The organism is Carboxylicivirga sp. M1479 (genome assembly GCF_007097485.1).
Classification (GTDB): Bacteria; Bacteroidota; Bacteroidia; order Bacteroidales; family Marinilabiliaceae; genus Carboxylicivirga.
Genome location: NZ_VKDE01000022.1, coordinates 63463 through 77005, shown reverse-complemented (window position 1 = coordinate 77005; position 13543 = coordinate 63463). Strand labels below are relative to the sequence as shown.

The 13543-nt window shown below is 38.6% G+C and carries 13 protein-coding genes; 8 read left to right on the top strand and 5 right to left on the bottom strand.

Annotated elements, in window-relative coordinates; genetic code table 11:
• Positions 1–37 precede the first annotated feature (37 nt).
• From FNN09_RS14070 to FNN09_RS14045, 6 genes are all read left to right on the top strand, one after another.
• Positions 38–508: a DUF1456 family protein gene (locus FNN09_RS14070; RefSeq protein WP_143303009.1), complete on the top strand. Its 471-nt coding sequence runs from the start codon at positions 38–40 to the stop codon at positions 506–508.
• Positions 495–1025: a GNAT family N-acetyltransferase gene (locus FNN09_RS14065; RefSeq protein WP_255434125.1), complete on the top strand. Its 531-nt coding sequence runs from the start codon at positions 495–497 to the stop codon at positions 1023–1025. Before FNN09_RS14070 ends, FNN09_RS14065 begins: the two co-directional genes overlap by 14 nt.
• Positions 1026–1315: 290 nt before the next feature.
• Positions 1316–2587, top strand: a complete 1272-nt coding sequence (locus FNN09_RS14060) for a DEAD/DEAH box helicase (RefSeq protein WP_143303008.1) — start codon at positions 1316–1318, stop codon at positions 2585–2587.
• A gap of 140 nt (positions 2588–2727) precedes the next feature.
• Positions 2728–3546: an alpha/beta hydrolase gene (locus tag FNN09_RS14055; RefSeq protein WP_143303007.1), complete on the top strand. Its 819-nt coding sequence runs from the start codon at positions 2728–2730 to the stop codon at positions 3544–3546.
• Positions 3547–3617: 71 nt separating this feature from the next.
• A complete protein-coding gene (locus FNN09_RS14050; RefSeq protein WP_143303006.1) occupies positions 3618–4337 on the top strand; it encodes an NUDIX domain-containing protein in 720 nt (239 codons plus the stop codon).
• Positions 4338–4390: 53 nt separating this feature from the next.
• Complete coding sequence (locus tag FNN09_RS14045; RefSeq protein WP_143303005.1) at positions 4391–5011, top strand: trans-aconitate 2-methyltransferase; 621 nt, start codon at positions 4391–4393, stop codon at positions 5009–5011.
• Positions 5012–5063: 52 nt separating this feature from the next.
• Here the strand turns inward: FNN09_RS14045 and FNN09_RS14040 are convergent, their stop codons facing one another.
• On the bottom strand, positions 5064–5336 hold the full coding sequence (locus FNN09_RS14040) for a DUF493 family protein (protein ID WP_143303004.1): 273 nt from the start codon (positions 5334–5336) through the stop codon (positions 5064–5066).
• Positions 5337–5440: 104 nt separating this feature from the next.
• Between FNN09_RS14040 and FNN09_RS14035 the strand changes: the two genes are divergently transcribed.
• Positions 5441–5896: a nuclear transport factor 2 family protein gene (locus tag FNN09_RS14035; RefSeq protein ID WP_143303003.1), complete on the top strand. Its 456-nt coding sequence runs from the start codon at positions 5441–5443 to the stop codon at positions 5894–5896.
• A gap of 79 nt (positions 5897–5975) precedes the next feature.
• Here the strand turns inward: FNN09_RS14035 and FNN09_RS14030 are convergent, their stop codons facing one another.
• Complete coding sequence (locus FNN09_RS14030) at positions 5976–8165, bottom strand: amino acid permease (RefSeq protein WP_143303002.1); 2190 nt, start codon at positions 8163–8165, stop codon at positions 5976–5978.
• A gap of 342 nt (positions 8166–8507) precedes the next feature.
• Here FNN09_RS14030 and FNN09_RS14025 point away from each other — a divergent pair, with 342 nt between their 5' ends.
• Positions 8508–8927, top strand: coding sequence for a hypothetical protein (locus FNN09_RS14025; protein WP_143303001.1), 420 nt, complete (start codon positions 8508–8510; stop codon positions 8925–8927).
• A 405-nt stretch (positions 8928–9332) separates the two neighbouring features.
• Here FNN09_RS14025 and FNN09_RS14020 read toward each other — a convergent pair whose 3' ends face one another.
• From FNN09_RS14020 to FNN09_RS14010, 3 genes are all read right to left on the bottom strand, one after another.
• Positions 9333–11195, bottom strand: a complete 1863-nt coding sequence (locus FNN09_RS14020; protein WP_143303000.1) for a DUF4139 domain-containing protein — start codon at positions 11193–11195, stop codon at positions 9333–9335.
• A 51-nt stretch (positions 11196–11246) separates the two neighbouring features.
• Positions 11247–12065, bottom strand: coding sequence for a hypothetical protein (locus FNN09_RS14015; protein WP_143302999.1), 819 nt, complete (start codon positions 12063–12065; stop codon positions 11247–11249).
• Positions 12066–12616: 551 nt separating this feature from the next.
• A complete protein-coding gene (locus FNN09_RS14010; protein ID WP_143302998.1) occupies positions 12617–13441 on the bottom strand; it encodes a hypothetical protein in 825 nt (274 codons plus the stop codon).
• Positions 13442–13543: the final 102 nt, after the last annotated feature.

Here is a 13543-nt window from a genome sequence, read left to right as displayed (position 1 = left end):
TCTACTCTTTTGTAAGTTTGTAGCAAATTACTGATAAATGGATAACAACGATATATTACGCCGCCTACGTTTTACACTCAGTTTAAACGATAATAAAATGATTGAGCTTTTTACCTTTGGTAATTTAAAGGCTGATCGAACTAAGGTGAGCGACTGGCTGAAGCGTGATGGTGATGAGGCTTTTGTAGAGATGAGTGATAAGGAGTTGGCCTCTTTTTTTAATGGTTTAATCATTGCTAAGCGTGGTAAGCAAGAGGGGCGTGAGCCTATTGCTGAGGACGAACTATCTAATAATTTGATTCTTAAAAAGCTTAAAATAGCTTTAAAGTTAACGTCTGAAGATATTGTAGAGGCATTTAAGCTAATTGATAAGAAGATAACGGTTAGTGAAATAGGTGCGTTTTTACGAAAACCAGATCATCATAAGTACAAAGAGTTTAACGGTCAGTACTTACGTAATTTGTTAAACGGTTTACAAGCAAAATACACACAGCGTGATAACAAGTAAGCGCACTTTTCTTCGGCCTGTAGTATTGAGCGATAACGAGCAAATGTTCTGCTATCGATCAGACGCTGTAAGCAACCAATATCAATCCTGGATTCCCAAGAGTTTGGAAGAAGTGAATGCTTTTATTGCCAAAAACCCCGCAACTATTAATGAACCCAACACTTGGTTCCAATTGGCAATTGTAGATCAATTATCGTCCAATGTTATTGGCGATGTTGGTATTCATTTTATAGGCGACGATGGGCATCAATGTGAAATTGGCTGTACATTAAGTAAGGAATATCATGGACGTGGTTTGGCTTTTGAGTGTATGCAGGTTGTTATCAACTATTTGTTTCATAAGCTTAACAAGCACCGTGTTATGGCTTCTATTGATCCGGATAATATGAGGTCCATTCGTTTGGTTGAGCGTTTGGGTATGCGTAAAGAGGCTCACTTTAAGCAAAGTTTGTATTTAAATGGTAAGTGGGTAGATGATGTGATTTATGCAGTACTAAAAAGCGAGTGGTCAAAGTAATGGCCAACAAAAGATTTTCTCTTCTCAGATTGTTGTGCTTTTTCTACCTATAGCTTGTAGCACATTATGTCCGTTTCTATCAGACTATAAGTTATAAATACCAAATAAACAGTGGTTTGTAAAATGAGTTTTTGTCCTCGTAGATAGCTAGTACTTACTGTGAATATTGGCTCGAAAAAGTTAATGCGTGCGCTTTGCTTTGTTTTTCGTACTTTTGCAAATTGATAGACGGAAGTACACGACATTATAGTAAGGTTGAAGCTCCGTTCTAGTCATTGAAAACAACAATAATGAAATTTGGAGATTTAAAATTAATTCCACCCATACTCAAGGCCTTGAGTGACGAAAACTATTCAGAACCAACATCTATACAGGCAAAATCAATTCCTTTGGTGCTCGATAGAGAAGACGTTTTGGGTAGTGCACAAACAGGAACGGGTAAAACTGCTGCTTTTGCTATTCCTATTATTCAGCATTTGGCAGAAGACATTCAAAAAGTAAAGGGTAAAAGAAAAATATTATCGTTGGTAGTAACGCCTACCCGCGAGCTGGCTATTCAAATAGGTGAGAGTTTTAAAACCTATGGAAAGTACACCAATATAAAAAACACAGTTATTTTCGGAGGAGTGCCTCAAGGACCTCAAACAAGGGCTTTGCGAAGTGGTATTGATGTATTAGTGGCAACGCCTGGTCGTTTGTTAGATCTAATGGATCAAGGTTATATTTCTCTGCGCGATGTAAAGTACTTTGTGTTGGATGAAGCAGATCGTATGCTTGATATGGGGTTTATCCACGATATTAAAAAGCTACTGGTTAAATTACCTAAAGAGCGTCAGTCCTTATTCTTTTCGGCTACCATGCCGCCAAAAATATTAAGCTTATCGCAGCAAATTCTTCGATCGCCTAAAAAAGTGACCGTTAACCCGGTGTCATCTACTGCAGAAACTATTCAGCAGCACTTGTACATGACTAATAAAGGCGATAAGAAAAAGCTGCTTTTGCATATCCTTAGCGATAAAGATATTGATCAGGTACTAATCTTTTCGAGAACAAAGCATGGGGCAGATCGCATTGTGCGCGATCTAAAGCAGAAAAAGATTGCTTGTGCTGCCATTCATGGAGAGAAGAGCCAGAATCAACGACAACGAGCTTTAAAGGAATTTAAAGAGTATAAGATTAGGGCACTCGTTGCCACCGATATTGCAGCTCGAGGCATTGATATTGACAAGCTTCGCTACGTTATCAACTTTGATGTACCTAACGAATCAGAAACCTACGTACACCGTATTGGTCGATGTGGCCGTGCTGGTGAAGAAGGGGTGGCCATCTCAATATGTGAGCCAGAAGAAAACGTGTATGTGAAAGATATTGAGAAGCTGATTAAGAAAAAGATTGACAGGGTAAGTGATAATCCTTTTCCGCAAACTGAAAAGCCAATGAATGCGGCTGAAAAGAAAGAGTTTGAGAAGGAAAAGCAGCGCAGGAAACAAGAGTATTTTGCCAATAGAAATAAGAAACGTGGTGATCAAAACCCCGAGTTTCGTCGCAAAAGAAGAAAATAATACACAAGATACTTTTCGAATAACAAGGCGTAATTATTATCAAATAATTGCGCTTTTTTGTACCCTTATTATTGTGATGATTTTAGTAGTTTTAAAATCTTGATGAGACTTTTTTTAATACCATCCTAAAGATTAGAATAATGAGACGATTGTTTTATTTAGTTCTATTGTTTGTTTCTGCCAGCATTTATGCTCAACAGTACACAATAGACGAAAGCGTGAGTTACTATAGTACGGATGATCAGCAAGCAGATGATTATCTGGCGGAGCGCTGCGTATTGGATGTTTATTACCCCAGTCAAACGAGTGGATTTGCTACCATAGTTTGGTTTCATGGGGGAGGGCTAAAAGCTGGAAACAAAGAAATACCTCAGGCATTAAAAGATAAGGGAGTAGCCATTGTTGCGGTTAATTATCGTTTGTATCCAAAGGTAAAAGCGCCACAATACATTGAAGATGCTGCTGCTGCCGTGGCTTGGGTGTTTAATAATATTGAAGAATATGGCGGCGATAGCTCTCTTATTTTTGTGTCGGGGCATTCGGCAGGAGGTTATTTAGCGAGTATGCTTGGTTTGGATAAAAAATGGTTGGCTCAACATCAGGTCGATGCCAATAATATCGCAGGCTTAATACCCTTTAGTGGTCATGCCATTACACACTTTACCGTTCGTGAAGAGAGAGGGATAGAGGGGTACCGAGCCATAGTGGATGAATTAGCGCCTGTTTATCATGTGAGAGCCGATGCGCCACCCTTACTACTTATAACTGGCGATAGAGAGCTCGAATTACTGGGTAGGTACGAAGAGAATGCTTATTTAATGCGGATGATGAAGGTGGTGGGACATCAACAAACACGCTTGCTGGAGTTGGATGGTTATGACCATGGCATGATGGAACCAGCATTTCCCTTATTGCTTAAAGAAGTTGAGCGAATACAAAAAATGAAGCAAGATTTTTAGAGCCTATCAATAAAGGCAGTAAGTGCTTAAAGATTGATGAGTAATTGTTTGATTGTTGAAGGAGTTTATTGATGCTTAAAATAATTGAGAATAAATACCAGGGACTCGTTGTTGAGAATGCCTCTTTACCCAAAGAGCCCAATGAAGTTAAGTTGGAGTTGGAGCTTTTGTTGACAACTTATAGGCATAAACAATTGATATGGGTGCCTCTTTTTATTGAGCAATCGTCATTAGTACCTGCTCTCACTCAATTGGGTTTTCAATTTCATCATTGCGATGAAACAAGCCTGATGTTAGTAAAGAAATTACAGGTTGATGCCATGATTCCGACCTCCCGCAATTACATTGTTGGCGTAGGTGCCATCGTGCTTAAAGATGATCGATTATTGGTGATAAAAGATCGTTTTTCGCCTGGGTTTAAGTTGCCAGGAGGACACATTGACAAGGATGAAATGATTAAGGATGCTGTTAAGCGCGAGGTAAAAGAGGAGACAGGTATTGATGTAGAGTTTGAATCAATCAGGAACCTCGGGCATTTTAGAAATGGCCAATTTGGTGAATCAAACCTATATATTGTGTGCACAGCCAAGGCTTTGAGTGAAACAATTTCAATTCAGGATGCTGATGAAATACTTGAAGCAAAGTGGATGAATGTGCATAAATTTTTGAGTCTGGATGAGGTTAATAATTACAATAAAAGTGTTGTGAAAGCTTATTTAGAGAATCCAGATCTTAAACTGATTGATCAGCAGGTTGAATTACGCATTAAAGGGGGAGAGGTGTTTTTCTAAATTTGATATCCCATCTAAATTATTAGATTGTATAATTATTATTTTTTGTGAAAATGGAAAGGTTTGATCGTAAAAAGCATTGGGAGAATATCTACCAGAACAAAGATTTGCAAGAGGTAAGCTGGTATCAGCCAGTACCGGAAACATCTTTGGATTTCATCGAGCAATTTAAACTGTCCAAGTCGGCAAAAATCATAGATGTTGGTGGTGGCGATAGCCTTTTAGTCGATCATTTAATTGATCTTGGTTATCAGGATATTGCCGTATTGGATATATCAGAAATGGCAATTGACAAAGCTAAAAAGCGTTTAGGCGTTTTGGCCAATAAGGTAAAATGGATTATTGCCGATGCAGCTGGTTTTAAACCCGATTGTGTATATGATTTTTGGCACGATAGGGCTGCATTTCATTTTTTAACCGAGGAAGAGGATATTAGCAATTACCTGAATACGGCACAACAGAACCTAAGCAAAAACGGCGTTTTAATAATTGGTACATTCTCGCCTCAGGGACCAAGTAAGTGCAGCGGAATAGAAATTAAGCAGTATTCCGAAGGTTCAATGACTGAAAAATTAAAATGCTACTTTGATAAAATAAGGTGTGTAGAGGTCAATCATCAAACACCTTTTGATACCATTCAGAGTTTTGTATTCTGTAGTTTTAAGAAAAAATAAAGCCGCTTTTATGGCGGCTTAGTTGGGGTAGCTCAATGATTTTTTGCAGTTATTACAAGCTCATAACACCTTCAATAGCCGCAATTTTACTTGTTGTTTCCACAATGGCATTGGCACTTTTCATACTTACCTTACATGTAACTGATACATATTTTAGGTTTTTAGTGTGGTTATAACTCACTGTTCCATGCTTGGGCAATAGTTCAACTACTTCTTTTACCTTGCCCTCTTCGTTAGGTACAATGAATTTGAACATATATAGCATGGGCCACTTTTTGTTTTGTGCCAGTAGTTCTTTTAGCTTTTCATAATCTTGCATCGACATAGTACTCTGTTTTTATGACAAAAATAGCTTAAATAACTTAGTGTGTAAAGCAAATGTTTATTGTTGTATATTTATTGCTTAAAACCTAAATGAGATAATACATTATGAAAAGATTAGAACTTATTCTTGTATTCGTGTTCGTGTTTCTTGCAGTCAAAGCTCAATCCAATGAGCAAGAAATAAAAGCCATTAAAAAAGTGATTCAATCCGCTTATGTTGAGGGGATTCAAAATGAGGGTGATGTTGCTAAGATTGATGCTGGTATTCATCCTGATTTTAAACTGCTTGGTATAGGCGAAAACGGAAGCATATGGAAGTTGCCCATCGCTGAGTGGAAGCAAAAAGTTATTGAGCGTAAAAAGAAAGGTGAACTGCCTCGAAGTGGGGATGATCTAATTAGTATCAAATTTTTATCAGTTGATGTAACCGGTACCGCTGCAGTAGCCAAATTTGAGTTTTACGTGGGTAAAGAGCTCAAATATGTTGATTATATATCCTTATATAAGTTTAGCGATGGTTGGAAGTTGGTGAGTAAAATATTTTACAAGTTCGAAAAATAAAAGATCACACATATAGCAATGTTGAAAGTCCCTTTTTTAGTGAAAGAGGGACTTTTTTAATAGCAATTGATTAAACCTACTAAGCAAAAATATTCTCAAGACCCGAATCACGAATGAACAAACAAGTTGTTTGTGTTTCATCAACCATCTTATCCATAAATTGAAGATTAGGGTGTGTGTCCAAACCAAAGATATTTAAGTCAGCCTCGGGTGCTCGCTTAATCAAGGCACTAAAATCATCAACATAAACACCCATTTCGGTTTTTGGCAATCGGGCATGATCAATTAGTTCGTGCATAAAGTTCAAGGCTTGCTCTTTTTGCTCTTCGTTATCAACCACGGTAACAAGACGGATTTTAGCTCCCCAGTTGCGTTTTAATTTATAGGCCACCAATATCGATAAATCCAAATTACCAATGTCCCATGATATTTTCCATTCTGGTGCTCGGTTTCTGATCCATACATTAATTACCTGTCGTTTGCGCATGCCCACCTTGGGATGCTGAGCATAAATGAGTACTCCCAGCTCCAAACGAGCAGCTTCATCAATTATTTCGTTGAAGCCTTCGGTGGGTATGTTAAGATCGCTTCTGTTTAAAAATGTAATGTTGGGTTTAATAAATGAGCCTCTATAAGCCTGATTAGCAAAGTTAACGCCTTGTGAAAAGTTTTCGGTACGTATAACGGCCCAGGAGGCAAAAACATCACTGCTTTTGTATTCTTCAGAAAGCTGACTGATGTTCGTTCCCAGTTCGGGGCATTTTTCCTTTGATCCAAGGCCCAGTAGCTTGATGGACCCCTGTGGATAAGCCACATTTTTCAAAAATGAAAAATAACTTTTAATGGTTTCGGGCTTTCGTACTGGAACCAATAAGTTGGGTTTCCATGAGCGCTCCTGTCGCTGGGTTAGGCGGGCACTTCGTTTGGCGGCCCACTCCGCAACCGATACAAAAAAACCACTGCGTACATCGTCAAAAGGCGTGGTGAGTTTCCGTTGTAACAAAACAGCATATACCAAAAATACCAGGGCAAATGAAATTAGGCTAATGGTAGAATTGATAATAAACATGGCCACCACTGAGCTGAATAAACCGAGCCACGGCACCCATTTTAGTACCCTAAACATCGGACGAAAACTGATTAGCCCAAGGTTTTGCTCAATAATAACCACCACATTTAGCATGGCGTAGGTAATAAGGAAAAACATGGTAACAAGAGGCGCAACGGCATTTAAATCGCGCAGCAACATGGTTAAAAATACCAAGGTGCCCGTCACGATCATGGAGTTGCGTGGTTGCCCCGTTTTATCGGTGCGACCAAGCCAGCCACCAGCCGGTAATACACGATGACGGCCCATGGCGTATAATATGCGCGATGAACCAACCATAGATGCCAAAGCTGATGAAAATGTGGCGCCTAGTACACCCGCTATGGCCAGGGGTGGAAAAAATGATTTATCGATTAAAACATTGTAGTTGTTTAATAACTCTTCGGTGCTTGCCGATTTGGCCAACCAGTATGCAACGGCCATATACACTAAAAAACTAACACCGATGGCCGCTAAGGTGCCTATCGGAATACTTTTTTTGGGATTTTTTAATTCGCCCGACATGTTAGCGCCTGCCATTATACCAGTTGCCGCCGGAAAAAATACCGCAAACACAATCCAAAAGTTCGAACCAGAAAAGTTATTTTCTATTGAGCCAGCAAATGAACCCCATTGCAGAGTGTCGCTAAAACTGTTTTCCATAGAGCCGTAATAGGCTGCCAGCACCATGCCCACCAACGAAGTAAAGATAACTGCCATAATAAGGTACTGGGTGCGAATGGCCAAATCGGCACTTTTATAGGCAATGGCGTATAGTACTATAAACACAGCCATATCCACCATAAAGGCAGGGTGATTGGGGAAAATAAACAGCCAGCCTTCTCTAAAACCAAAAATATACATGGTAACAGCCAATGCTTGAGAAACATAACGGGGAATACCCAAACTTCCACCAATTTCAAGGCCAAGAGATTGTGAAATAATAGCATAGGCACCACCAGCACCAATTTTTATGTTGGTGGTAATAGACGACATGGATAGTGCTGTGGTAAGGGTAATTAAAAACGATATGATGATGATTAGCCAGGCACCTAATAAGCCGGCATTACCAACAACCCAGCCGAGGCGCAGATACATGATAACACCAATGATGGTGAGAAGTGTTGGTGTAAATACACCGCCAAATGTTCCGAACTTTTTGAGTGTGATTTTTTTGTCCATAGAATTTCGATTGATCTAAAATAGGATTTTTTTAATCCCTAATACCAACTTTACAATGAAATGAATCACATTCTTATGATGATTTTGTTATTAATTAAAGCATAGAAGAGACATAGGCATGCTTATTTTCTTAAGAATAAATAAAGAAGAAGAGTTTGTTCTATCGCACAAATAGTCCAATGTCATTCGCGCCATTCTACTGGCGTCTAAACGGTTTTTTAAGAGTCACCATATTCGTTGTTTAGCATCACCAAAAAATAATTTCAAAAAAAGTAAACCAAGCGAGCTTTACTCTTGTTTTACTAGCAGTTAATAAAGGTGTTAATCTTAAATTTTATTGTTATGAAATATTTTATTCCGCTTCTTTTGGCAGTATTTCTAATAACTGCCTGTAACGACGATGATGATTACGATGAGCATGACTACCACCTGGAGTATATTGCAACTGCAAGTGTAGACCTTCCGGATGAATTTATTTATGGGAATTATTATAAAATTAAAGGTACAATTGAACTGCCCAATACCTGTTATTTTTATTATAACCAGTACGATTACTTCTACGAAGGCACCACAAGACTTATATACCCCATTGCTCATGTCGATGATGGTGTTTCATGTGATGATGAGGTAAGTATTGCTGAGTTTGTAATACCAGTGCATGCCTTGCAACAAGAAACCTATATATTTAAATTTTATACGGGGGAAGATGAGAGTGGCGAGGATACCTTCCTGACTTTAGAGGTGCCTGTTGTTATTAATTAAGGTCGATTTTAAACGGTATTTTTCTCGCTCTGTTGCCAGATGTTTTCCATCTTCCCAAAGAGGATACAAAATGTAATTAATTTGGGTGATACCTATATATGCGAATAAAGAGTTGAATTTGAAATATAATAAAGAATTCAACCCTTTTTAGGGTTGTTTATACAACTTCATAAGCTCCCCGAGTTACGACTCGGGTTTATTCATATTAAATCCCTTTGGGATTTTACAACCTAAAGGACTATGAAATAGTTCAAATTGAATAGCCGCGGGTAGCAAGCCATGGAATATCAAAGACATATAGCTTGAGCCCAGAATGGGCTCAACCTTTGATTCGTATTATATAAAATGCAGCTACTAAAACCAGAAAAGCGTAGCCTCTTGCTACGCTTTTCTGGTTTTAGAGCTTTACTCCACTATCAGCTTTTTGTTTTTCGGATACTTGACTTCGTACTTAACGATCAGCACCTTTTTTTCCTTGGCTTCTAGCTTAAGCTTCCAGGTAAGCTTGCCATCATCTTCGTTCACCTCGGCACCCGAAACCTCTAGCTGTTCAACTTTTATGTCGTCCACTTTAGAGATGGGAATCTGATCTTCCAGCACCAGTTCAACGCTTGTACTCTTATTGTTCTTAATGCTTATTTCCCATGTTTTTAGTTCTTTTCGGTGGGTGCCAATGATGCTTTTTCGGGTATAGTCCTTCTGTATTTCGCGACTAATCAAAATATCCTTGTCTCTTCCCACCGATATGCTAAGGGTATCTTCAAAGCCCTTTAAATCGAGGTAGGTATCACCTTGGAAAATACCTTGGAAGAATAAGTTGGCAGGGCCACTTACCATCTCGTAGTTGGTCCAGTCGGGTATTTTGGCCGTTAGGTAGGCATCGTCCGATAATTTGGGTACAGCACTGTAATTGTATTGCGCCGGTACCTGATACTCAACCATTGTTACATCGTAGGGCTGATTGTCCGATGGTATGCTATAGGGGATTTCAATTTCAAATTCGGTTGATGTCTGTCGCTTTTCAATGGCCAACGGAATGTGTTCTTTTTTTGTTGTAGCAATACTACTTGCCCCTCTGACCTTAACGCCTTTAGAACCTCCATATCCCATAACAACCACTTCGTCCATTTCAACAGCATCGTTTTTTAAAGCCACGTTTATCTGCCCTGAGTTAACCCTTTGAACATGCGTTTGCATGCCAATAAACGAATAGACTAAGATGCTATTGCCCGCTGGCATGTTAATGCGGTATTCACCATTCATATCACTTACCGTGCCGTGCTGGGTGCCCTGTGCAACAATTGTTACGCCCGGCAATGCTTCACCAGTATCAGCATCTGTTATTCGCCCATATACCCAACCGGCATAGGGTGTTGGGTTATAGTTGGTATGTTGTGGGCGCTTGTAAAAGTTATTAAAGGTGAGGTAGTAGGTGTTTAGCTCGGGCTTGTAATTACTAATGTTGGGGTTGCCCGTTGATAGTATCATGTTCACATTGTTCCAGTCTTCGTCGGAATTTTGATACACCTTGGCTTTGTAAAAGAGGTTCATGGGCTCGTTCACATCGGCTATGCGTATATCGTAATTAGGTGTCCAACCGGCCTGGTTGATAATATATTTAAGGTCGACGATATGCTTCATATCTTCTTTGGTCGAAACCACCAACTTAACCATGCTGGTAGGTACATCCGACTGTGAGTTTAATTCCATCAACTGTTTTGAAATACCGATAAGGCTCAGCTTTAGTTGGTATTCTTGCTTGTCCAGCTGTTTGGTCTTCTCTTCAATTTCCATCAGTCGGCTGCGAAAAAAAGAGGCCGCATTCTGCAGCTCGTTAATGTTAACGCCGCTGTCGCCACCAATTTTTTTGTTGGCCAGTATCATTTCTTTCTCTTGCAGGTACACCTTGGTGATACCGTCAATCATCGTCAGACTATCCTTTATGGCCAAGTGCCTGTTCTCCAAAGCTTCAATTTCGGCCGATACCTTCATCTTATTGAGGTAGTCGATACTGTGGGAGATAGACACGATCATCAGGTTCTTATTGCCTTGTGCCCGCACACTTTTAGCGTTGAGCTTCGACGATAAACCCTTAAAGAGGAGGGTGGTTTTGCCCTTTTTGAGATTGACGCTGGCCACTCGGCTTATTTCAGCTCCCTGCTGATAAACCGTTACATTTTTAATTTTCGATTCTACACTTTTCTCTGTCTGTGAGAAAGTAGCCTGACCGAGCAAGCCAACAAATAGTAGTGTTAGGAGTTGTTTCATAATGAGGTTTGAGTTTGTATTGTAAGTTTGAGTTTATAGAAATAAGCGTAGCTAGACGCTACGCTTAACGGGGGGGGATATTTCATTGTAATTAATCTTTTGAAACTTAACTGATTCTTTGCCTAAGTCACTCCAATTGAATTCATATAACTCATCTTCGCTCCAATTTTGCGGAAAATTAACCATCAAGAAACCACCAATGCCAAAACTGCCTTTATAATAACCATTAGAACCAAAACTCATTAGTGATTCCCCTGGGAAAAAGTCTTCTGTTCGAAATTGAGATGACAATAAAGCAAATAGTCCACAAAAAGCATCCATCAAGTTCTCAAAATTTGCTTCCTGAAATTTATTGATTCTGTCGTGCTTTGAGTTATTGTAAGACTGATACCATTTTAAAGGCTTATTATCTTTCCAGTCAACAAATGGCTTTCGTATTTTTTTGTTTCCTTTCCAGATTGGTATCTCAATTGTGTAACTGTCCAAATGATGCGTTTTATTTACAATTTTAAAATCGTTAATATTCCATGAATCTTCCGTTCTAGTTTTCCCTTTGTTCGGACCTTTTTTGTATAATGGTGAATATATATTTTCTCTCAAAATTGCTTTGAAATTAGCCTCAATTTCAATACACGTTCTCATTAAAAGTTCATGAATCCTAAAAGAATAAACCTTTTCATTTACATCGGAAGGTTCAATAAACTCAAACACCTTCATTATGTCTTGCTGTATTATGGAAAATGCTCTGGTATAATGTTCTGGCTCATTCGAGTATTCTTTATCAACTATATAGGCCCAGTCACTATATCCTGAGTTTTCCCCTTCTTTAATTTTTCGATATGTTCTATGGTAAGGTTTATTTAGACTCATAATATTGTTTTTGAATAGGTATTTTTCTATGCCTTCAACTTGTTTATATATTGAAATTTCAGACTGTGTATAAACAAAAGGTGCATTAACACCACCATTTGAATCATAAAATTAGCAAACAATCTCACTAATCATCATTCATGGCTAACTAAATTATAGTTAACTAGCTTCATTCATTGATTCATCACTAGGGCATTTGCTATTTTAGTTCATGCACGCTGTGCTTGTTATAATTCCCTTGCAATCATTTCCCTGGACTAAGGTTCAGGGCTATTCATATTCAATCCTTTCAGGCTGTATTAAGCACAGAGTGGTTTAAGGTGAATAACCACCGATGCAATCTGTGGTTTGTGTTTTTTTTGGAATCCTACAGGGATTCAACTTTCAAATGCACTCATTTTGATGTGCTCTCTCACTTATTAATAGCAAAAATGCCAAAGTGTAACACATTTTTTATACGGCCGTTATCGGTGATGTGTATGTAGGTATTTGTTTATGAGTGTGCTTTGTAGTTATTAATTCATTAGTTGTGTGCACTAGTAATTGTGGCGTTATTGTTTATTAGGTTTGTTTCGAATCATCACTTCAATACGTGGTGACTGATAATGCATGTGATCTACCTTCATTAAGGCAGGTAATTTAGGAAACTCAGCTTCGGCAATCTTTGTAATTTCTTGGCCAAGCAATGATTTTTCGTCTTGTGCACTGGCAAACGCCCAATCTTCAATTTTACCATCTTTATTAAATTGGATTACTAAAAGAGCTGAGCTTGTTTTATCGTTATCTCCATTTATTTGCTGCGCATTAAGTTGTGCTTCTATGGTTTTCGTGATTGTATCCTGAAGAAACTTATCAGCGGGGTAGAGTCGCTTATTGTCGGATGATAGGTTATGCTTGATTACTTCCTTTTTAACCTTGCCATTCCAAACATGGTATTGCATTTCTTTCTCATAAACCGAGGCATATGCCATGTTGTGATATTGTAATCTATTTCCGCGTGGGCTAATGAGGGTTCCTGTGAACCACTCTGCATATACCTTTGTGTTTCCAAATTCCTTTTTTAAGTCGTAGCTAATTGCTTCGTTATTGGCATTTTTGCCTTCTATCTTAATCAGAAATAAACTGTCATTTTCCAATTGCCAAGTAGCAATATAACCCCTCCAGCATGCGCTATGTAAGGACTTGATATGATGCTCGTTTATTTTTTTCTCGTTCTTAAAATTAAAATACGCTGTGAGGGGATTACTAAATAGTTCGAAAGTATCAGTTTCAATCACTAAATAATCAGGTATTTGGTGTGTTGCTGAGGCTTTACTGGATGATATAAAGATTCCTACAAAGATCAGTATGCCAATGAGTACAGGTTTAAAGTTCATAGTTTGGGTTTTTATAGTTGACTGTTAAAATTAAGAGGATGTCATAAATCAATTAGCACCTTTGTTTTGTCCCTTAAAATTAGCAAACAATCCCACTAATCA

What these genes read in the sequence shown, in the direction of transcription:
- FNN09_RS14060 (WP_143303008.1), top strand. Translation starts at nt 1,316, where the DNA reads ATGAAATTTGGAGATTTAAAATTAATTCCACCCATACTCAAGGCCTTG.
- FNN09_RS14015 (WP_143302999.1), bottom strand. Translation starts at nt 12,065, where the DNA reads ATGAGTCTAAATAAACCTTACCATAGAACATATCGAAAAATTAAAGAA.
- FNN09_RS14030 (WP_143303002.1), bottom strand. Translation starts at nt 8,165, where the DNA reads ATGGACAAAAAAATCACACTCAAAAAGTTCGGAACATTTGGCGGTGTA.
- FNN09_RS14010 (WP_143302998.1), bottom strand. Translation starts at nt 13,441, where the DNA reads ATGAACTTTAAACCTGTACTCATTGGCATACTGATCTTTGTAGGAATC.
- FNN09_RS14040 (WP_143303004.1), bottom strand. Translation starts at nt 5,336, where the DNA reads ATGTCGATGCAAGATTATGAAAAGCTAAAAGAACTACTGGCACAAAAC.
- FNN09_RS14045 (WP_143303005.1), top strand. Translation starts at nt 4,391, where the DNA reads ATGGAAAGGTTTGATCGTAAAAAGCATTGGGAGAATATCTACCAGAAC.
- FNN09_RS14050 (WP_143303006.1), top strand. Translation starts at nt 3,618, where the DNA reads ATGCTTAAAATAATTGAGAATAAATACCAGGGACTCGTTGTTGAGAAT.
- FNN09_RS14070 (WP_143303009.1), top strand. Translation starts at nt 38, where the DNA reads ATGGATAACAACGATATATTACGCCGCCTACGTTTTACACTCAGTTTA.
- FNN09_RS14055 (WP_143303007.1), top strand. Translation starts at nt 2,728, where the DNA reads ATGAGACGATTGTTTTATTTAGTTCTATTGTTTGTTTCTGCCAGCATT.
- FNN09_RS14035 (WP_143303003.1), top strand. Translation starts at nt 5,441, where the DNA reads ATGAAAAGATTAGAACTTATTCTTGTATTCGTGTTCGTGTTTCTTGCA.
- FNN09_RS14025 (WP_143303001.1), top strand. Translation starts at nt 8,508, where the DNA reads ATGAAATATTTTATTCCGCTTCTTTTGGCAGTATTTCTAATAACTGCC.
- FNN09_RS14020 (WP_143303000.1), bottom strand. Translation starts at nt 11,195, where the DNA reads ATGAAACAACTCCTAACACTACTATTTGTTGGCTTGCTCGGTCAGGCT.